The sequence below is a fragment of the Paenibacillus donghaensis genome, from assembly GCF_002192415.1.
Taxonomy (GTDB): domain Bacteria; phylum Bacillota; class Bacilli; order Paenibacillales; family Paenibacillaceae; genus Paenibacillus_AQ; species Paenibacillus_AQ donghaensis.
The window spans coordinates 1219876-1239428 of the sequence record NZ_CP021780.1; the positions used below are offsets into that span (position 1 = coordinate 1219876).

Sequence of the window (19553 nt, forward strand, 5' to 3'; positions counted from 1 at the left end):
ACTCAACGCAAAATTGCGTTAAGCCCAATCCTGAGAACGGGGATGGAGATGTGAAGTCCTTAGTAAACGATAAACCTTTAACTAAAAGTATGGTCGGAGAGCGCATATGGGCGTTGCAAAGTACAGATGAAGCAGCCTTTCAACGGGAACTCATTACGTATTTTGAGCGCGGTTATTCAGGATATTCCATAGTGGGCATTGAGTATCCATATATCTTTTTGCAGTGAGGAGGCTAGTAATGAAGAAAGAAATGAACATTATACATTGTACTTTGCAAAGATGCTTTGACGTTGGAACAGACGACACTTTTCTATCTCAAATCATTTCGATGTTTCGCCGCAAATGGCGGGGGCAGACACTTGTTTTGTCTTTCATTGACGACATGGAGGTAAGATTTATATCCTCTTTTAGAACTTACAGATAGCGAAAGGAAGAGAAGTCTGTAGGAATCATGAGGATTTTAACGTCCCACAAATCTAAGGAGGATGGCAACATGAAGCAATGGAGTAATAATGCTTGCCTGGGATATATCCTGGCTGCTCTGAAGCGTAAAGGCTGGTCCAAAGCACAGATTAAGGAAGTCACTCATGCCGTATATTTTGAATTTGACTTCAAGAGCATTAAGGAAGCTGCCGATCTGTATGAAAGATCATTTGATTAATCGGCTTATGGTGGTAAAGGACGGTGCTGAATTCTAGTAAAAGAAATAACGAGTATCTGCTAACAACGGAAGGAGTGAATGATATGGGGACTGCGAATTCCCTGCCGGTGATCACTGGCAGAGCTGCTGCTGAATATCTGCAGGACTGGTTGCACATTTCAGCGATTGTGAAGGTAGTGTCGGATGACAGGAAGCATCTCTATTTTAGAGGCAAGGATCAGATCGGAAGACGGATGGAATATCGGGTTGAGGCTGTAGCAGAAGCTGATTACCACAACATTTACGAACGAACTCCAAATCCAGAACAACCGGAACCCTGGGAATGGGCTGATGCGATCCCTGTGAGGCGAGAGGGCTAAAGTCAAGGCCAGTCAACATATACGAATGAGATCATCTGAATTCTTGAAAGGAATGATCAGTGATGGATACAGGAGAAGAGATTATGCACGAATTAGAAGCGGGTATCTCGTTGTTGGAAAAGCACAATTTGGTCGATGCAGCCAATGTCCTGCGGAATCGACTGGCATCCTACCGGCAGCTTATGGATGAACTCGGCCGCCTGGAATTCACACGTATCCTTTAATAGGCAACCCGCCTAATGATGGCTGGAGGGATACCAGTCGAAACCCAACCGGTCAGCACGGGAGGGCTGCGGAATCTGCCATTTGAGAAGCTTGTGTTCTCGGTGTTACAAGGATTAGGAAGGAGGGGGAAAATGGACGGTAAAACTTTTGCTGCTGAATTAAGAGAGGTATCAACATGGGAACTAAGGGAGCGTTTTAATAACGAGAATTTGGCTATTTCTGATAAGTTGATTGATTTGTTAATTAATGAAGGTCTTTGTGTGTCACGTGTCAACCAGATTATGGACTTAGTAAAGAAAAGAGTTTTGGAACGACCCTTAGCTTAGCTGATTAACTCGCCTAGAGGGCATGTTATTCCCTCTTAGGCGAGTTAAACCAACATCAATCTTGACTTAGAAATTTACGTGATTCTCTTGCATAACTTTTTAGTTCTTCGGGTTTAACAGTAGCTAATGCTTCTAGAAAAGAACTGTAGACTCCCACGTATGTGCTGATAATTTCATCAATATTTAACTTTTCGAATTTGTTTGGATTAACTTTATCGAGAGCAGCAATTGTAAGATCTTTAGCAACGAGATTAATGCATTCGTTTAATTCAGCCAAAACTATTACCTCCTTTCAAGGAAAAAAATGAAATAAAATTCTATTTTAGCAGAAATTAGTAGTTTGTAACCAATTTCGTAAAAGTATAGAAAGGATGAGTGGTTTGGACTCTGAGTATCCGGTATTTATTGCAGCACAAATGCTTAGATTTGTAAATCAGGACTCCTATTTAACCTTAGTGTATAGGGATTTCTTGAAAAGAGGTCATGCCTCAGAAAAAGCTTTAGAGATACTGTTTAACGGAAATGTGTTGGAAGATTCGGTCATGACTCGTGAGTATGAATTATATGCTAAAGAAGGAGAGAGAAAATAATGCCACTGGTATTTAAACGTCCCCTGTACGCAGGGGACATCTTTGAAGGAGAGATTCAAGGCCTCTTTGTACAAGCGCATGTATTTTCAGATCCATCCTCGTATGGGATATCAGAAGGTCGAATCAGTCGGTTGACGGTGTATCCGAATCAACAAAAAGAGTTCGGTAAACATCTGGCTAATTATGATCGGGGCTGGGATGGTAAACCTCCGGAAGACAGCAAGATTCGTGCAGTTACTGAAGCGGTAATCAGGCAATTTGATGATAAGGCGGTAGATTGGCGGTTTGAGGCTTCGCGTTAGATTGCGAAAAGTCCAATTGGTTAGGAGGTGAATTATGCAGCTTGGTCTGTTTGAACAAATGATTTTGTGTCGTGTATTAACGGAAGCAGAATACAAAGAAGTCCAATATGCACATTCGAATGATAGATGCCATGTATTTCATACGGATATCGGTCTGGTCGCTGTTGATCGGGAAACGGGGAAATTCGATTCCAAGGATTATAAACAGATGTTTCAATAGATTGCCTTGATGAAATAGTGCTGTCACTCAATCTGCATGAATCATAGTGAAGTGTGAGTGATGGATAGTAGACGCATACTGCGCATTAGGGAAGAAAAGGTCGTTTTGATAACGAAATGATGTTTTTGTCCTTATCATCACCATGGTCCGCATTATCTTCTATCTCTTTTTTCTCATCGTGAAACTCAACAAGAGAATGGGCCGTGATGTAGTCAAATGGAGTGTAATTATTACTTGGTAATTTTCTTGTAAGTAATATCTTGACAATGATGATTCCTAATAAGAGATTTAAAATTCCGAATCCTCCAACCAACATGAATTGTACCAAGTTCATTGTTAACACCGCCTTTGTTTGATTTTATAATTAAATGTTAATATTTTCAAGATACAAGGTTGCTGAGTGCTATTCATTCGACCGAGATTTGATGCACAGTACGAAGATACTGAACAATAGACGCAAACGGTGTAATAGAAGGGGGTGTATATTGGGAAATGCTAAAAAAAGAATATCTTACGGTATTTACCCATAAAGGCTTCAATATTCAAACACAAAAGGTTGCTGTTCCGGCCACAGGGGATCAGCTGGGTTATGTAATTGATAACTATTTCTTCATTGAACGTACATATGATCTGTTGCAAGATGCTGCAGAATTATAATTGTATGTTATGGAGTATAAAAAACCGTCAGAATGAGTACACAAAACAAAACTGCCGATAAATTGATTCCTATCCCCAAAAGCGCGACATGTCTATTTTTTTTATTCTTAAGACCCATTAATCCGAAAATTAATCCTATAGGACTAATATAAAAGAGAGAAAAAAAGCCGATACCATCTCCAAGCTGACCAGCTTTTATAGCATAGTGATCAATAAGAGCAATTAAGACTACAAAAACACCAATTATAACAGAACAAAATAGTAATGGTAGATTTGATATTCTTTTTTTACTCATTTTATTTTTACCCTCCATACATTTACATATAATACATATAACACATATATGCATTATATGTAAAACGAACCAGAGATTCCGATTCTTAAATTTTTATACTATCAGACTCATATTGATATTACGTAGTACGAAGATACGGTCTCATTAAGGGAGTAGGAGTATCCCTCCTCTCCCACAGGTTATGACCGTAGTAGATACAAACTGTGAAGGAGCGTGTGTGAAATGAGAATTGAAGTCTTTGAAAATGGTAGCAAAAGCAAACTGATAGCTATGCTTGTAGATGATGATGGCAACGAGCGCGAGTTGGTAAGAACCGATAAAGGCAGGGATGATTTGTTGAACCAAATCGACGACAGGGACCTTTCACACCTTACAGTAAGATTTAATTAGACACATAGCGAAGTATCATAATTTTTAGAAAAACATTGCAATGATGATGTTTAAAAAAAGAAGGGGCGTGAATTGATTGAATAAAAAGGATACCCGTTTGTTACCGTATATAGTGGAATCTGAAAAGGTCCTTCAATCTTACAATCTTACTGATGAAGAAAATGATCTGCAACTCGCGGCAATCATGACTGAGATGGAAAAGCAGTTTGGTGTTCCCTGGGCGAATAATGAAAACTACAATAAAGCATTTCCTGAATGCATTGCATTATACAAATTCATTTCTGATGCAAGGGTTACATATGGAGAGGATGGTGTATTTCAAGTTGGGAAAAAAGTCAAAATTGTAGATGGTTTAGAGTCGCGTGGCGCAAAGGCGTACGATGTCAAAAATGTAAATGACTCAATATGGTACTGGTGTATGGACTATACTGGAAAATTTGGTTATGCCTTTGATAAAAACACCATAGATTGGACCAAATCTGAATTCATTTATGATTGCAAGAAATGGAAGACTCCCCTTTCAGTAATAGCTCAATATGGGTATTGATTGACCACACCATTTTGAATATTTTCCCTACAAAGGGGAGCAACTAAATAAAAGGAGAGTGTATGGAAATGGAGGAAACTAAAACGACAATTATGGAGCATGAAGATAATTTGCTTGTGCGAGTTAATTCATCTGTAATGTTAGGGGACAAAAAATATAAGTTGGTATCTTATGAAATTTGGACAGATCGTGAAAAGTATAAAGAAAATATTCTGGTAGAGCAGAAACAGGGTGAACAATATATATATTGCTCCAATTATGCTACTACTGATGAAGAAGATATGATTCAAACGTTTAAGCGGCGTTTTATGAATTGAATTTGTTGAACAGTACGAAGAATTTTGTTCTTAGGGAAATTAGCATACTTAACAATAGAAGGAATGAATGAAATGAAAATTGCAGTTTACTACGGAAAACATTTTGGAGAATATACAACTTCTGAAAAAATATTAGAAGAATTTCAAGACAAAGATAAGGCGAGAATAATTATTTCTGACCTTAATAGAACTGGAGCCTGTGTACGTCCAATTAAGGGGAGTATTGAAGCAGTTATTTATAAAATAGTTCCTGAATCTTAATGGGGGTAATACCACCTTTCATTTGACCAAATGATATTTACGCATAGTTCCCCACGCTATTTCGTAGTGCTTCAGGCGCTTTGAATGGGGGGATGCCGGTTCTCTCACTGGTAAAGTAACGTAGCCTGGTAAAATTTCATGTTCCGGAGTGGCAGCCGCCGGCAACTGGTTCCGCGCATAGTCTGCGGGTGACGATTCATTTCGAGAATGAGGCCGGAAAGGGCGATTCAAAATAAGGTCACAGAAGATACCTTCTGTGACCTTATTTTGAATCCGGATGTTGGCCAGGGATCCGGATCGCCCGGCGCCGGCGCCTCGATCGGGAGCCTGCCGGCAGCTGCCTTGTCCTGGCTAATCGGTGCAGCGCCGGATCCGCCGAAGCTGCAGCTGACGCTCTCATTGTCGTACAAATAGAAAAGGAATTGCATACCTGTACAGGTAATTTTATGTAGAGAACGAGGTGACAAGGAATATTGCAGAGTATTTTTTATATTTATAGAGAGTAACACCAAAAGATTCAATTGAAATGAGATGCTGAATCAGAATGGTTTATTCTCAAAAATAAGGAGGGGTATCTATGGAGCATGAGGAGTATTTTCCTGTTCATTCGAACCAAGAATCAAATTCATTAAGAAAGGATGATTTTTTATGATACCTAATCAAAATCAATTTTATAAGATTGTCAACAAAAAAAACGACCTTGTAGCGGATTATGGATATCCGGAAACCGGAAAGCCAGTGACTTTGTGGCCGTGGCATGGGGAGGATAATCAACGATGGATGTTCGTTCCGCTTAATGATAATTATTATGCGATTGTCAACAAAAAAAACGGCCTTGTAGCGGATTATGGATATCCGGAAACCGGAAAGCCAGTGACTTTGTGGCCGTGGCATGGGGGGGATAATCAACAATGGTTCCTACATGATTTGGAAGGTGGTTACCAAAAAATTAGCAACAAAAAAAACGGCCTTGTAGCGGATTATGGATATCCGGAAACCGGAAAGCCAATGACTTTGTGGCCGTGGCATGGGGGGGATAATCAACGATGGCTTCCTGAAGCTGTAGAAAGTTTCACACTTCCTTCTGTTCAAACGTATCCTGTACCAGCTGTTCCTCAATATACGAATATCAATGAAGTGTTACCAAATCAAACGCAGATAGTTACGACGCACTATACATTAGCAACATGTATTGCGGTGGACGATCCTCATTATAATGATCAACAAAAAATAAAAACCAATCCATACTATTTATATGTAAAAAAACAATACTGGAAGAAAGTCGAATCACATGTGCTTGCTCCAAAAGAATCATACAAATATACAATGACATCCGGTATGACACAAGAAGATCAAAATACAGTGTCCAAAACCGTTAGTCATACGATTGGGGTAGACGCAGGGTTTCAATTTGGTAAGGAGGGGCGTTTTAATGTAGCTGCTAGTTTATCTTATCAATACACAGAGCAACTAGAAACAACTGTAAGTCATACAACCATACAAATGACTGAAACAACGCAAGAACATTCAATCATCAATGATGAAAACTATAATGTCGCATGGTCTAAATATATATTGGTTTCAGAATATAGTGTACAGCGTTCAGACGGTACACTTGTAAGTAAACCATGGACAGTGACAGATCACAATACTACACAATCTAGTTACTACCCTCTAGAAACTACACTTTTGGATAAATAACAGACGACGAAATAGCCAGTAAGTCCTTGGCCCAGGTGCAGTTTCAATTACTTGAATGAGTTCTTTCTCGGCTTGATAAGGAGTAGGGTAGAACATTTCAGATTAAAAATGAGAGAAGAATGATTCTATGCAAGCTTGAGAGTGGCTGCCGATGGCGTCTAGTTGTTGAAGTGTATGGAGGAACCGGATCGCCCGGTGCCGGCATATTGATCGAGAGCTCACCTGCTGGCCACGCTTCCTGCAGGAATCATGTAGCCGTTTCCTGGACAACTGGCGTGTAGGTAGCACCCTCCATTCCCGAGAAATTATAACAAGGGTGATGTAAAAACCTTATAAGACCGCGGCTTTCCAGCGGTTTTTCCTGTTAGGATTGCCATCATTCCACGTTATAATTATAACGTGGAATGATGGATTGATATTTCCAGCAAATTTAAAAAATCAAGAAAAAAGACCCTTTATTCATCGAAATATTTTATGAATTATTGAAATTAAGGTTACTACTTAGGTCCAGCGTGAATTTAGAATGTTGCCTGGAATGTTCGGAGCAAATAGATGCAAAACTGCAACTAAATTCAGCCGGATCACCACCAACGGATGAATAAGTGCGATTGTGCAACTAATTTTGAGTAAATCCAGCTTATTTCGCTCAGAAGGTCAAATTAGATGCCTTTTTGCATCTATTTCTCAAAACGTTTCAAAACGATTACGGCGTTATGACCGCCGAAGCCAAAGGAATTCGATAAGCCGATGGTTAATTTTGCTTTGCGCGCTACATTTGGCACATAATCCAGATCACATTCAGGATCCACTTGCTCTAAATTGATCGTCGCTGGAATAATGCCTTCATTTAGAGTTTTCATTAATGCAATGGCTTCAACTCCGCCCGCTGCGCCAAACATATGACCTAGCATCGACTTATTAGCTGTGACTGGAATTTGATAAGCTCGCTCGTCAAACATCTTTTTGATAGCTAAAGTTTCTGCTTTGTCACCTGCTAGCGTACTGGTAGCATGTGCACTAATAACATCGACTTCATCAGCAGATATGCCTGCATTATACATTGCATTTTTCATTGCAAGGTAAGCGCCCGCTCCTTCAGGATGAGGTGCCACCATATGGTAAGCATCCGAGCTCGCTCCATATCCGATCACTTCCCCATAAATATGTGCGCCTCGGTTTAAAGCATGATTTAGTGATTCCAATACCAGAATACCGGAGCCCTCACTCATAATAAAACCATCTCGATTCACATCAAACGGACGACTTGCTAATGCAGGCTTATCATTCCGGGTAGATAAAGCAGTTGCATTTCCAAAGCTAGCTAAGGATATATTCGTAACAGCCGCCTCTGTTCCACCTGCAAATATCACATCGGCTTCGCCGCTCCTAATTACTCGGAATGCTTCACCAATGGCTGTATTTCCAATAGAACATGCTGTTACAGGGGATAAGGAAGCTCCTTTTGCACCCAATCGGATGCTGATTTGAGCTGCTGCTATATTGGAAATCAACATGGGCACTAAGCTGGGACTTACTCGTCCAGGTCCACGGTCATTTAACAAATTAACATTATCGACTAAGGTTTGTATCCCACCAATTCCTGAACCTACATAAACGCCCAAGCGCTCTAAATCGATCTTGTCCAGCTCTAATCCCGAATTTTCAAGAGCTTCTTCTGCAGCAGCAACTGCAAACTGACAAAACTTATCCATTTTTCTAGCTTCCTTGCGTCCCCACAATGCATCAGCATCAAAATCACGAACCAATCCTGCTATTTTTGTTTTGGAATTGGAGACATCAAACGTATCAATTGCCGTAATACCTGACTTTCCCTCAATTAAGTGACGCCAAAGCGTCTCTACATTATTTCCAAGTGGTGAGATGACACCCATTCCTGTTATAACAACCCGTTCCATTGTAATTACTCCTCCTTGCAGCTTCAATATGCCTAATATACCTTAAGTTTATACTATAACAAGTGCTTCATTATACTGGTATAATAAGTACTATAATAAGATACTAGGAGATACCTTAGATGAAACCAGAAACTAGACTTGAGGCACTTTCCGATTTTCTTAAAATACAACGCTCCAAAATCCACCCACACATGGTTGGATTGCCTTTGGGTTCGCGAAGAAGAACCCCCGGCCTGCGCCGAGAGGAATTGGCACAATTAGCGGGACTCAGCGTCACTTGGTATACATGGCTTGAACAGGGTAGAGACATTAAAGTATCCTCTTCTGTTTTGGATTCTATTGCAAATGTACTACAGCTAAAAACGGACGAGCGTAAATATTTATTTGATTTAGCTTTAGAAACAGGCTCTTCTCCTACGTTAGCAGACGATGAAAAAAACGCAATCAGCCCCTCCCTAACCAAAATATTGCATGAGCTTCGCTACTGTCCAACTATAATTTCAGATAGACGTTGTAATATTGTTGGATGGAATCAAGCAGCATCCCATGTATTTTTGAATTTTGAGCAAATTCCCATTGAGGAACGAAATATGATTCAATTACTGTTTACTAAAAAAGAATTGCGTAGCTTAGCTGTAAACTGGGAGCATTTTGTCAAAGGCTTTCTCTCTATTTTCCGAGCGTATTATGGTCATTATGTGGCTGATAAATGGTATTCGAAATTTATAGAAGATATGAGTCAGGTTCACCCTGAATTTCTCGAGCAATGGAATCAAAGCGATGTTAGTTCTGCACCCGAAGTCCTCATCGAATTCCGGCATGCCAAAGTAGGGAAAATGTTATTCAACCTCACTTCATTACAGGTCCATGGCAGTGTTGATTTGCGCTGTAGCATTTACACACCTATTGAAGATTCGAAAACTGAGGCTAAATTAAAGCAGCTGATGAAGGATAATTTATAGTTTTATGTGTTCCATCAATAGCGTTTTTATACACCCTAGTAAAAGGCGTACATTGTTCATATTGGCAAATATGAATCCGCGATAAGAGTCGATTTGAAAAAATGAGATGTGTCAAATGGATGCCTGATTACATAGGGGTATCCATTTTTTGTTTAGTTACAGATACATACTTTTTTCGAACTTTAACTAATTTAAAATGTGATAACCTTAAATGTACAGGGTGATAAACCTGATTCTGTAATTTTGAATCTTAATTAAAGAGGGATTTAAATTGGAAGGGTTTGCGTCAGGTAGGTTTACTCATAAGGAAAGTCAGATCCTATTGGAGTTTAGTCAGAAAGTGGCTGGAAGGATTTACGGTAACCAAGTGGTTGTTGAATATCACTCGCCCGATCAGGAAGACAGGTCACTGAGGATTGCGAAGGAGTATGGTGTTGAACAAATTTAGAAGAACGTTTCTATCAGAAATAACTGTTTTTCATTGACGCCAAATAATGGGTGGGATATATACCCCATTATTTGGCGTCTCTAAAAGCATGCTTTTTGATACTAAGATAATCATTCCACATTTTTCGTATCAAAATTACTAAAAATGATTTTGGAGACGTTTCACATTGACAAAGGGGTTTTTGATACAAATAAGGAGGTAGGTCGCGTGAACATCGCATATGGGCGAGTGTCAGCCAAGGATCAGAATCCGGAACGGCAGCTCGTGAAGTTTAGGGAGCTGGGGATTGAGGACCGTTTCATTTTCGTGGACAAGCAAAGCGGCAAAGACTTCGAGCGGCCACGCTATCAGGCTATGCGTCTGATGATTCGGGATGGGGACTTGGTGTACCTGGATGCACTGGATCGGCTGGGGCGCGATTATGACGGTATCATTTCTGAATGGAAGCATATCACGCGGGAGATTGGAGCGGATATTGTCTGCCTAGATAATGAAACTTTGTTCGACAGCAGGAAATTCAAGACCATGGGGGACTTGGGGAAACTTCTTGAAGATCAGTTCTTAAGCATGCTGGCCTATGTAGCCGAGCAAGAGCGGAAGAAAAATCGGCAACGTCAGGCTGAAGGAATTGTGGTTGCCAGATCGGAAGGTGTGACGTTCGGTCGTCCAAGGCAGGAAATAGACGAAAAATTTCTACATATATATAAAGAATGGAAAGACGGCGGTATAACAGCTACGGCAGCCATGCGGCAGATTAAGATGTCCAAACCAACCTTCTACCGGAGAGTGAAGGAGTATGAAGCACTGTCACAGGAGGGACAGACCGAATGAAAATTTGTTCAGAGGTGGTATGGCCGCGCTACATATGCTGGTAATATTGTTCTTTGGTTTAAAAGTGATTGTTTGGGAGTTTTCGGGAAATTGGTGGGGTAGTGATTGTCGTCGTTGTGGCGTACATCAGGTTATAATAATCCTAAAGACGAATCCCAGGCTTTAACATTCTTAACGAAAGCCCCATTGTTCCTTAGCATTGCTCCGCAGTTATTCGTCTGGTGCTTACACTGTATTCTTGATCGAAAATTCAGAACTTCCAGATCTTTAGAAAGTAGGCATAGTGCCAGTTCTCATGTCTTGTAAAGGGGTGGATCATATGTTTCTTTTTATGAATGATAAAAATTTCGATCTCATTGTCCCAGGATAATAAAGTATTAGACTGGATGTCTTGATCTGGCGCCGATTATCCTTGTTAGAGAACGTCAGCTTCATAAGAATAAGTGTTAGACTGGCTTGAAATAAAGAAACAGCGGTAGCTTAGGACTGAATAATTAAGTCCTAGACTACCGCTGTTCTATTGAACTAACATTCCCAGATAGTTGAACGGCACTACTCATTTATTATTTTTATTTGAAATAGTTCTTGCATAAACCCTAAGTTTCATTCCTGTATTTTAAACATGCTAGAACCTCGTATTTAGTGGGGTTAGCAATATGCGTATAATCAGATCGTAAAATATTGACTTAACTGCACATTAAAATCTTGCCGCTTGGAAGGCTGTGAATACTTGATTGCCCAACTCCGATTGGAATATTTGTCCTTCCCTATTTGCGTTAAATATGATTTCAACTCTATCTCCAGCACGTAGCCTGAGAATTGCGCTTATTTTTACAGAGAAAGCAGCAGTTGGAACAAAATTCTTTAAAGTCGTAGCTACCACGGCATTGTTTACTAGCACATTCATAGAAATAGAAGTTAGTTGGTTAGTAACAGCTGGGCCAAATACCACACTGGAATCAATAGCATAAATACCAGTTTGTTTTGGAACAAACGTACTTAAACTTGGACTATATTCATTATTTAAATCAAATTGTTTGTTCGGAAATTGAACTTTAGTTCTAGAGAACGGAAATATTGATTGATTGTTACTAGCTAAAGCTCTAAAGGCTGACCCAGTAACTAAGGCCGAAACCGTTTTTTTAGAAGTTTTTATAGAAGTTATTTTGTTTACGCTATTCCTACTAGCTAAAGCACTAAAGGCTGACCCAGTAAATAAGGCTGAAACCATTTTAGTTTTTTTAGAAGTTATTTTGTTTACACTGTTCCTAGTAACCAATTTTTCCTTTTTATTCATAATAACCACTCGCTTTCATAAATTTATACCCTACGATATATACTATGAGTCTATGAAAAAATAGAAACAGACAAGAGTGGATTGTGAATAAATATTTCTTGTTTTACCTATATGTCGTAAATTTATTTTGCTGGGAAGTAACTGTTTGTTTTGTGCATCTTTACAAAAGAATTAACTGCAATGTACAAAAGAAGGGCAAAAGTTTTTAAGGATGGTTCATTGATGAAATCTGCCCGTTCGTATTATGAGGTCAGCCAGTTTTTACTGGTTGACCTCTTTTATCTTTAAGAGGTTTAGTAGGGGTAGTCGGGGTAGAACGTCTCTGCCCGTGGGGCTTTGCCGCCGTGCGCTAAACTGTTCACCCCCTACTTGTTGAAACATGTTTGAGGCTGGTTGAGACATCGATCTCGAATAACAAGCGAAGCTATGACACTGCAAGGTGGGATTAGGGCTGCCGGCAAATCTTATGAAGCGAAGGTGATCCTAACGATGAATCCAGTAGTTGAGCTGGACATTGCCAAAGGGGAAAGTCAGGGCCAAGCGTTCCTAGACAAGGCCAACCTTACGGTAAGAGTTTTACCGTCATTATACTCGTGAAGGCCTTGAGGCCTTTCATGCGTTCTTAAAGTTCCTTGAGGAGGAAACAGATCAACAACCCATGATCATCTTGGAATCAACGGGTCATTACCATCTGCCGGTTACTCGTTTCTTAGAAGATCATAATTACCTGTTCGTCGTAGTTAATCCGATGCTATCTTATCAAGCCAAGAAAGCATCAAGCTAGCGCAAGGTCAAGACCGATGCCGTCGCCCCCTATTCCCTTTGTGAACAGTTCTACAAAGAGGACTTTGAACAGTACAAAACAAGAGGTGTTCAGCTGCTTAATTTGGGCTACTTAACAAGGCAGCACGACGCAATAACGGGTCTCTACATTAAAATCAAACTTCAATTTCAAGCTGTTTTAGATCAGGTTTTTCCGGAGTATAAGGGTATGTTCGGGGATTTGCATTCCTCAGTATCGCTAAATACGTTGTTGGCATTTCCGACCTCTGATGCCGTTCTGAAAGCAGGGAAAACGAAGGTTGCGGAGAAGATTGCGTGCTTATGTATGCGACGATCCGAGAGCTGGGCAAGGTCAAAAGCAGAAGCTTTACTGGCTGCAGCGGAACGGAATCCATTTCGAAAGGCGCCTTTCCACAGCCATCTTATGAGTCATGAAATATATGTGAGCATATTAGCTGGTTTAGCTTAACGCCTACAGCCAGTCTACAACTTTATTTTCTCAGTTTAATTGTAGTAACGTAAATAGAGGATGGTTAGTTCATTATATGAGCTAATCTCCTCTATTTTTTGTTTAAAAGAAATATTAACTATGGCTTTAAAACCTAGTATAAATTATTTAATATATTGAGGATAAATGCTTTCGTTGGGAGTGACGCTGTGAGAGTACAAGAAGTAATTCTTAATGATAATAAAAAGAGATATTTGCTGTTGGATGAGGTAGGTGTTCCGGTTGTTCCTGTTATGAAGTATTTAAAGCACCTGGATCAGACAGGTAAAAGCAACAATACACTGAAGACTTATTGCTATGCATTAAAACAGTATTTCACTTATCTTGAAGAGCGGAAGATAGATTACAAAGAAGTAGGAGTTAAGGATCTTGCTGACTTTGTAGGGTGGTTGCGTAATCCGTTTGAAAGCGGAAAAGTTACTCCATTACAACAGATTGAAGCGAAAAGAACGGAAAAATCAGTGAATCTAATAATCACAGTGGTAACAAGCCTATATGATTACTTTTTCCGTATTCAAGAGATCCAAAACGATATGGTAGGTAAACTGGTAAGACAGGTATTTAGAGGTGATCATAGTAAATATAAGGGATTCCTACATCATGTCAATGAAGGAAAACCGACGAATAAGAACATTTTAAAGCTGAAAGAACCCAGAAGAAAACCTAGGGCTTTGCATAAGGACGAGGTCGAACAGATATACGAGTTCACAACGAACATTCGTGATCGATTGTTGATTCAGCTGTTGTTTGAAACGGGACTACGTATCGGGGAAGCATTATCACTCTTCATGGAGGACTTCGTATTCGATCACAAGAATGGCCATCGAATACGTTTAACGGACCGCGGTGAATTGGAGAATGGAGCTAAACTCAAGACAGGTGAACGGGAATTGTATGTTTCGCAGGGACTTATGGATTTATACGAAGACTACCTATACAACGTGATTGTTGATCTTGAAATCGATACGAATTTCGTATTTGTTAAACTGCGGGGAAACCGTGTTGGACAACCGATGAATGACCGTGATGTTCGCGCCTTATTTAAAGTACTGCGTAAGAAAACAGGGATGCACATTCACCCTCACTTGCTGCGGCATACGCATGCAACAATATACTACCGTCAAACGAAAGACATCAAGCAAGTGCAAGAACGATTAGGGCACGCAAATATTCAAACAACTATGAACATGTATGTCCATCCATCGGAAGAAGATATACGTGAGAATTAGGAGAAGCTCAACATGCATTTCAGCTTGGCAATAAACAATCAAAGGAGATAACTGACAGTGGTGTTACAGAATAAAAAACATATGAAAGCGGATAGGTTGAATTATAATCGGCTTGAACAAGAGATCTCCAGCTATCAAGAGCGATTAGTTCATGATGACGGGTCCGTGTCGTTTCACAAAATAGAGAACCCCTATTTCATGACTGAAAATACTTGGAGTGTAGATGTAATTGGTTCAATAGCTAACTTTCAGGATCAGCGAGACAAATATAATCGATCAAATAGAAATATTCGGTTCGAATTTAATAACCCGTGGGTTAATCTTGAAATGAAGTATGTTGTGTTCTATAAGTTATTTAATGATGAATGGTCTTTTTCAAGCTTATTCGGAACTAATTTCACAAACGTAAACCGGCTCACAAGATTTCTTAATGAAAAACACCCTCGACTAGAATCATTGTTAGATTTGAACATCGATAAGACGGACCAGGAGTGGTTGTTTTGGTTGGAGAATCAAAATATCCTTACACAAACTATAAGGAAACATGATGTGTACGGAGAGCAAATAATTAAATGTTCAATTACATACTTCTTAAGACATATGCATTTTACTTTATCTCAACTTATAGATACTCGCCAAGAATGGGAAAAGATCGTTACGATATCCGAGCTTTGTATGCTACGTATGGGATTAATTATAATATGTCACAATCTCAACATTTTGTTGACTTCTCGAAAATAAAGAACCCCTCAATTCGGAGTAATGTTAAAGGATATTTAAAGCAACGTCATTTAAACAAAAACAATTTCTCTTGGTCTACTGCAATAGTTTATATGAATGTTATTCCTGGATTCTTAAACTTCATTTGCAACTTAGAGCCTTTATGGAATGACTTAAAGGGTCTTCAAAGAAGCCATATTTTAAAAAATATTGAATCGCTCCACCAAAGTGCAAAAAAGCTTACAAAACGTAATTCAAACCCTGAATCATACATTAAATACAATCTATCTGCTGTAAGTAAGTTTAAATGCGATCGATAATCCCTACGGCTCCTGTCGGGCCCGTGTAAATGGTAATTGTCCATACGCGGAAGAACCCCCCTGTTTAACTTGTAACGGCGGCAGCCCTTGTAAAGACTTAGCTGTAGGTCTCTCTGAGATGGACGTACCTAAGTACGAAATTCATATTCAATCTACCTCAAAAATGATAGAAGTTGCCAAACAATACGGCCGCGACGAAATTGCGGAGAAAAACCAAAAGAACCTTGATCGTCTGACCAGCATCTATGAGACGATCAGGAAAGGCAACATCGTCTTTGGGCGAATGGAGCGTATCAAAGGAAAGAAAGGTGTAAAACATGTCTGATTACGATCGCAGAGCGCATTTAAAGCAGGTTCATGAGGCTCGCAAAGCAAAGACCATACAAAGAGTGGATGAGTCGATTAGACGGCTTGTAAAAGCCAAAGAGGGCATCAATTTTAATAGTGTTGCAACTGATTCTAGCATAAGCAAAGCAACACTCTATAACAATTCTGAGATACGTGTGCGTATTGAATCGCTTCGTCAGCAGCAAGCTCAAGTGCCGACACCAAAACAAATCAAGCGAGAGATGGATGAAAACAACAAGGACGCCATCATTGCTTCACTAAAACGTAAGATGAAGAAGCTCAAAGATGAAAATAAAAAATTGAGAGAACAACTTAAGTTTTCGTATGCAGAGGTCTATCAAAAGATTTGAGGGAATGTTTATTACCTTATTCAGCTAACGGGCAGTTTTGCGACAAAACACAGCATGCACAACATAAAGCAAACACTAGCCCTCAACAGCACGGTCCTCTTAGGCCGCGTCTTTTGCATTTATTTTCTCCATAACGAACGACAAAATGAATTTTACCCGGGTAATATTGATTTTTTATTTTTACCCCGGTATAATTGGTGAGGCAATCAGAGAGGAGGTCAGCATGAGTAATGCCCTAACGCACTTTTACTGCACGGCATTTTTGGGTGTGGGAGTCGTCGCCAGTGGTTCGTTACAGCAAGTTGTTACTACTGTGAAGGATGCTCTGGATGACAGAGACCTCACACAGCTGCTTATATTTGACGATTCCACAGGGAAGCCAATAGATGTTGATTTTCGTGGGAAGACAGATGATGTGCTCAAACGATTAGGAGAACAGTTAGGTGACCTACCCGGTACGGAAGTGAATCACCAGCCTATACGGCGGGTCGGTCGACCCAAGCTGGGGGTTGTATCCGGTGAGGTTACGTTATTGCCACGGCATTGGGAATGGCTCAAGAGTCAACCTGGAGGGGCGTCGGTAACATTACGAAAACTCATTGATGAGGCTCGCCGTGCTGGAGAAAAACAGAGCAATATCCGAGAGTCACAAGAAGCAACATATAACTTCATGACAGCTATGGCCGGGAACTTCCATCAATACGAAGAAGCTCTGCGGGCACTGTATGCTGGTGATTTGGATCGTTTTTACCACTTCATCGATGACTGGGCACCTGATATCAGAAACCATGTCAAAAAATTATCCGCTAATGCATTCCCTGAAGGGAACTTATGAATGAGAGCATGTGGAGGCGTAAATATTTAAAAAAGGAACTACGAAAGGAGCCGCTATGACAGAGTTTGAATCTATTCGTTACATCGAGGTTTATGCAACGAGGCATTGAGGGCAGCATCGTCATGTTGAACCTGCTGCGTTTTCGTGATGTTGCCGATTACATAGCCAATCCTGAACTAACACCGGAGGTCCCAATCAGCGGTGCCGAAGCTTTCAACCGCTACATTGAGCACACCCTCCCATTTCTCCGTGAAAGCGGAGGTGAAGTGCTGTTTCTTGGCGATGGCGGAGAGTTTCTTATCGGGCCCGAAGACGAAAGATGGGATCTTGTTATGCTGATCCGCCAGAGCAGCGCGCAGTCTTTCTTGCTTTTTCAAGTCATCAAGACTACCTGGCCAGTATCGGGCATCGGACTGCAGCGATCGAAGATTCACGCCTTCTGCCTATGACAGAATTTCCGATATCGAATTAATTGAAGGAGAAGATGATCATGAACATCCTGAAAGTAAACGGCATCGATTTGGCCTATGACAGTTTCGGTAACGAAAATGACGAGGCTATTATCCTAATCGCCGGGCTTGGAACCCAGATGATCCGATGGACGGTTTCGTTTTGTCGGATATTAGCAGCGCGGGGCTTTCGCGTGATTCGCTTTGACAATCGCGACGTAGGTTGCTCGACGCACTTTAGCCATTATCAGACGCTGGATTTTGACGAACTGGCGACTGCTCTCATGTCGGGACAGCGACCGGACATCCCTTACACTCTCGATGACATGTCCAACGACGCTATCGGACTGCTCGACGCCCTTTCAATTGACCGGGCACATTTCGTTGGCAGGTCAATGGGCGGAATGATCGCCCAGATTGCAGCCAGTGAGTACCCTGAACGGGTTTTATCACTCACTTCCATTATGTCCAGTTCCGGTAATCCCGCCCTTCCGCAATCTTTCCCGGAAGTCATGGCGATGATGACTACACCGGCGCCGAACCCATTTGAGGATGAAGCAGGATTTTTGACGCACAGTCTCGCTTTTGCCAAACGCATCGCTGGCACCGGCTATCCGTTTGAAGAGGACGCTTATCGGGCGCTCATTCTGGAGGAAGTCCAGCGAGCCTACGATCCATGCAGTGTCGGACGACAAATTGCTGCGATCGCTGTCTCCGGTGACCGGCGTCCGCGGCTGGCGACCATAAAAGTACCAGCACTTGTCATTCATGGGGTGGACGATCCCCTGTTCGTCCCAGCGTGTGGCGAGGACACGGCTTCTGCCATCCCGGGCGCCGAGCTAATGTTGGTTGACGGCATGGGACACGACCTGCCGCACCAACTGTACAAAGTAACCGCTGATGGCATAGAGCGAACGGCTCGTCGCAATTGACACGCGCTTCCTGAATAGCAACCAGCCGGAGTCCCGCTGTGTCCAATGGGCTGAGTAGGCTCAGGGGCGCAGCGCTAATCAATTTGCACCCTTGGCGCATACGGCCCAGGTGGAAGCGGCGGTGCTCTTGGAACGGTATCAATTAACGGGGCTTCCTAACAAAGAATCCAAGTGAACGTATATGTGGAAACGATCGAATAAGCGCCGGTTTCATGATAACATCGTGAGCCGGCGCTTTTTCTGTGGGGATTTTTCCAAAACAGACGATGGTCAGATTCAGAAACGAATTATTCAAGTAACGGGAAACGATAGTTAAACATAAAGGGTTTCACATATTATACATGACTAATATGTGGAACCCTTTATTATATCTGAGTTTCCTAAATTTAGGTCTTGATAAACTGAGCTAATACTTTATTTTCACTGAACACTCATTACTATGCAAACTACTACGTTTACCTTCATAAGTGTTGTAATTGCAGTTGCAGCCAAATTATTCGGCTTGGAAATGAGCCAGATCGGATTTATCCTCGCAGGCGTTCTTTGTGTAACTATTGTAATTTCTTTATGTGGTCTCATACAGAATTTCTATAAAGCTAGGCTTATTCCCTTTTGGATTGTTGATTTCTCGAGTAAGTACGTATGGGGAGCGATGGTCAGCGCTTTTATCATATTTGTGGTGCTATTTACGTTGTGGCTGTTTTTTAAATCACTTTCAATCGTTAATATTTTGCCATGAGAACAACAGCTATCTTTACTGGCGTCAAAATGGAA

At 40.9% G+C, this 19553-nt stretch carries 26 protein-coding genes and 2 pseudogenes; 23 read left to right on the top strand and 5 right to left on the bottom strand.

Annotated elements, in window-relative coordinates:
* Nucleotides 1-493: 493 nt before the first annotated feature.
* The 4 genes from B9T62_RS38695 to B9T62_RS05045 all read left to right on the top strand — a co-directional run bounded on the left by B9T62_RS38695 (nucleotide 494) and on the right by B9T62_RS05045 (nucleotide 1571).
* Nucleotides 494-661, top strand: a complete 168-nt coding sequence (locus B9T62_RS38695) for a hypothetical protein (protein WP_157685453.1) — start codon at nucleotides 494-496, stop codon at nucleotides 659-661.
* A gap of 83 nt (nucleotides 662-744) precedes the next feature.
* Nucleotides 745-1020 carry a hypothetical protein gene (locus B9T62_RS05040; protein WP_087914263.1) on the top strand — a complete coding sequence of 92 codons (276 nt, stop codon included), beginning with the start codon at nucleotides 745-747 and terminating at the stop codon, nucleotides 1018-1020.
* 83 nt (nucleotides 1021-1103) lie between these two features.
* Complete coding sequence (locus B9T62_RS38700; RefSeq protein WP_157685454.1) at nucleotides 1104-1244, top strand: hypothetical protein; 141 nt, start codon at nucleotides 1104-1106, stop codon at nucleotides 1242-1244.
* Nucleotides 1245-1376: 132 nt separating this feature from the next.
* Nucleotides 1377-1571: a hypothetical protein gene (locus B9T62_RS05045; RefSeq protein ID WP_087914264.1), complete on the top strand. Its 195-nt coding sequence runs from the start codon at nucleotides 1377-1379 to the stop codon at nucleotides 1569-1571.
* A 55-nt stretch (nucleotides 1572-1626) separates the two neighbouring features.
* Here B9T62_RS05045 and B9T62_RS05050 read toward each other — a convergent pair whose 3' ends face one another.
* Complete coding sequence (locus B9T62_RS05050; protein ID WP_087914265.1) at nucleotides 1627-1848, bottom strand: hypothetical protein; 222 nt, start codon at nucleotides 1846-1848, stop codon at nucleotides 1627-1629.
* Between the two features lie 103 nt (nucleotides 1849-1951).
* On the opposite strand from B9T62_RS05050, the gene B9T62_RS05055 reads away from it, so the two are divergent.
* The 3 genes from B9T62_RS05055 to B9T62_RS05065 are packed head-to-tail and all read left to right on the top strand — an operon-like array spanning nucleotide 1952 to nucleotide 2683.
* Nucleotides 1952-2161, top strand: a complete 210-nt coding sequence (locus B9T62_RS05055) for a hypothetical protein (protein ID WP_087914266.1) — start codon at nucleotides 1952-1954, stop codon at nucleotides 2159-2161.
* Entirely contained in the window at nucleotides 2161-2463 is a 303-nt protein-coding gene (locus tag B9T62_RS05060; RefSeq protein WP_087914267.1) for a DUF7678 domain-containing protein, read from the top strand. Before B9T62_RS05055 ends, B9T62_RS05060 begins: the two co-directional genes overlap by 1 nt.
* 34 nt (nucleotides 2464-2497) lie before the next feature.
* Nucleotides 2498-2683: a hypothetical protein gene (locus B9T62_RS05065; protein WP_087914268.1), complete on the top strand. Its 186-nt coding sequence runs from the start codon at nucleotides 2498-2500 to the stop codon at nucleotides 2681-2683.
* A gap of 85 nt (nucleotides 2684-2768) precedes the next feature.
* Here the strand turns inward: B9T62_RS05065 and B9T62_RS05070 are convergent, their stop codons facing one another.
* Nucleotides 2769-3017, bottom strand: a complete 249-nt coding sequence (locus B9T62_RS05070; RefSeq protein WP_245864344.1) for a DUF3951 domain-containing protein — start codon at nucleotides 3015-3017, stop codon at nucleotides 2769-2771.
* A 158-nt stretch (nucleotides 3018-3175) separates the two neighbouring features.
* Between B9T62_RS05070 and B9T62_RS38705 the strand changes: the two genes are divergently transcribed.
* Nucleotides 3176-3340, top strand: coding sequence for a hypothetical protein (locus B9T62_RS38705; protein ID WP_157685456.1), 165 nt, complete (start codon nucleotides 3176-3178; stop codon nucleotides 3338-3340).
* A gap of 7 nt (nucleotides 3341-3347) precedes the next feature.
* Here B9T62_RS38705 and B9T62_RS05075 read toward each other — a convergent pair whose 3' ends face one another.
* Nucleotides 3348-3635 carry a hypothetical protein gene (locus B9T62_RS05075; RefSeq protein WP_087914269.1) on the bottom strand — a complete coding sequence of 96 codons (288 nt, stop codon included), beginning with the start codon at nucleotides 3633-3635 and terminating at the stop codon, nucleotides 3348-3350.
* A gap of 222 nt (nucleotides 3636-3857) precedes the next feature.
* On the opposite strand from B9T62_RS05075, the gene B9T62_RS38710 reads away from it, so the two are divergent.
* From B9T62_RS38710 to B9T62_RS05100, 6 genes are all read left to right on the top strand, one after another.
* Nucleotides 3858-4025 carry a hypothetical protein gene (locus B9T62_RS38710; RefSeq protein WP_157685457.1) on the top strand — a complete coding sequence of 56 codons (168 nt, stop codon included), beginning with the start codon at nucleotides 3858-3860 and terminating at the stop codon, nucleotides 4023-4025.
* A gap of 76 nt (nucleotides 4026-4101) precedes the next feature.
* Nucleotides 4102-4572, top strand: a complete 471-nt coding sequence (locus B9T62_RS05080) for a hypothetical protein (RefSeq protein ID WP_087914270.1) — start codon at nucleotides 4102-4104, stop codon at nucleotides 4570-4572.
* A gap of 68 nt (nucleotides 4573-4640) precedes the next feature.
* Complete coding sequence (locus B9T62_RS05085; RefSeq protein WP_087914271.1) at nucleotides 4641-4889, top strand: hypothetical protein; 249 nt, start codon at nucleotides 4641-4643, stop codon at nucleotides 4887-4889.
* Between the two features lie 72 nt (nucleotides 4890-4961).
* Nucleotides 4962-5150: a hypothetical protein gene (locus B9T62_RS05090; RefSeq protein WP_087914272.1), complete on the top strand. Its 189-nt coding sequence runs from the start codon at nucleotides 4962-4964 to the stop codon at nucleotides 5148-5150.
* Nucleotides 5151-5357: 207 nt separating this feature from the next.
* On the top strand, nucleotides 5358-5564 hold the full coding sequence (locus B9T62_RS05095) for a hypothetical protein (RefSeq protein ID WP_087914273.1): 207 nt from the start codon (nucleotides 5358-5360) through the stop codon (nucleotides 5562-5564).
* Nucleotides 5565-5798: 234 nt separating this feature from the next.
* Entirely contained in the window at nucleotides 5799-6851 is a 1053-nt protein-coding gene (locus tag B9T62_RS05100) for an RICIN domain-containing protein (protein WP_087914274.1), read from the top strand.
* Nucleotides 6852-7528: 677 nt separating this feature from the next.
* On the opposite strand, the gene fabF is transcribed toward B9T62_RS05100, so the two are convergent.
* Nucleotides 7529-8767 carry a beta-ketoacyl-ACP synthase II gene (gene fabF, locus B9T62_RS05105; RefSeq protein WP_087914275.1) on the bottom strand — a complete coding sequence of 413 codons (1239 nt, stop codon included), beginning with the start codon at nucleotides 8765-8767 and terminating at the stop codon, nucleotides 7529-7531.
* Nucleotides 8768-8886: 119 nt separating this feature from the next.
* Here fabF and B9T62_RS05110 point away from each other — a divergent pair, with 119 nt between their 5' ends.
* Both B9T62_RS05110 and B9T62_RS05115 read left to right on the top strand, forming a co-directional pair.
* Nucleotides 8887-9729, top strand: a complete 843-nt coding sequence (locus tag B9T62_RS05110) for a helix-turn-helix transcriptional regulator (protein WP_087914276.1) — start codon at nucleotides 8887-8889, stop codon at nucleotides 9727-9729.
* A 655-nt stretch (nucleotides 9730-10384) separates the two neighbouring features.
* Complete coding sequence (locus B9T62_RS05115; protein ID WP_087914277.1) at nucleotides 10385-11008, top strand: recombinase family protein; 624 nt, start codon at nucleotides 10385-10387, stop codon at nucleotides 11006-11008.
* A gap of 697 nt (nucleotides 11009-11705) precedes the next feature.
* Here B9T62_RS05115 and B9T62_RS38715 read toward each other — a convergent pair.
* On the bottom strand, nucleotides 11706-12305 hold the full coding sequence (locus B9T62_RS38715; protein WP_157685458.1) for a C1q-like domain-containing protein: 600 nt from the start codon (nucleotides 12303-12305) through the stop codon (nucleotides 11706-11708).
* Between the two features lie 616 nt (nucleotides 12306-12921).
* Here B9T62_RS38715 and B9T62_RS41665 point away from each other — a divergent pair.
* The 7 genes and pseudogenes from B9T62_RS41665 to B9T62_RS05160 form a co-directional block, all read left to right on the top strand.
* Nucleotides 12922-13089 (top strand): annotated as a pseudogene (locus tag B9T62_RS41665) (IS110 family transposase); the annotation flags it as partial.
* A 656-nt stretch (nucleotides 13090-13745) separates the two neighbouring features.
* Nucleotides 13746-14825, top strand: coding sequence for a tyrosine-type recombinase/integrase (locus B9T62_RS05135; RefSeq protein ID WP_087914281.1), 1080 nt, complete (start codon nucleotides 13746-13748; stop codon nucleotides 14823-14825).
* A 1023-nt stretch (nucleotides 14826-15848) separates the two neighbouring features.
* A pseudogene (locus B9T62_RS41670) lies at nucleotides 15849-16190 on the top strand (tyrosine-type recombinase/integrase); the annotation flags it as partial.
* Nucleotides 16183-16563, top strand: coding sequence for a DUF6262 family protein (locus B9T62_RS05145; RefSeq protein WP_087914282.1), 381 nt, complete (start codon nucleotides 16183-16185; stop codon nucleotides 16561-16563). The pseudogene B9T62_RS41670 and the gene B9T62_RS05145, both read left to right, overlap by 8 nt.
* A 223-nt stretch (nucleotides 16564-16786) precedes the next feature.
* Complete coding sequence (locus tag B9T62_RS05150) at nucleotides 16787-17398, top strand: DUF2239 family protein (RefSeq protein ID WP_087914283.1); 612 nt, start codon at nucleotides 16787-16789, stop codon at nucleotides 17396-17398.
* Nucleotides 17399-17490: 92 nt separating this feature from the next.
* A complete protein-coding gene (locus B9T62_RS05155; protein ID WP_245864346.1) occupies nucleotides 17491-17847 on the top strand; it encodes a DUF1330 domain-containing protein in 357 nt (118 codons plus the stop codon).
* A 41-nt stretch (nucleotides 17848-17888) separates the two neighbouring features.
* Nucleotides 17889-18779: an alpha/beta fold hydrolase gene (locus tag B9T62_RS05160; protein WP_087914284.1), complete on the top strand. Its 891-nt coding sequence runs from the start codon at nucleotides 17889-17891 to the stop codon at nucleotides 18777-18779.
* Nucleotides 18780-19553 lie beyond the last annotated feature (774 nt).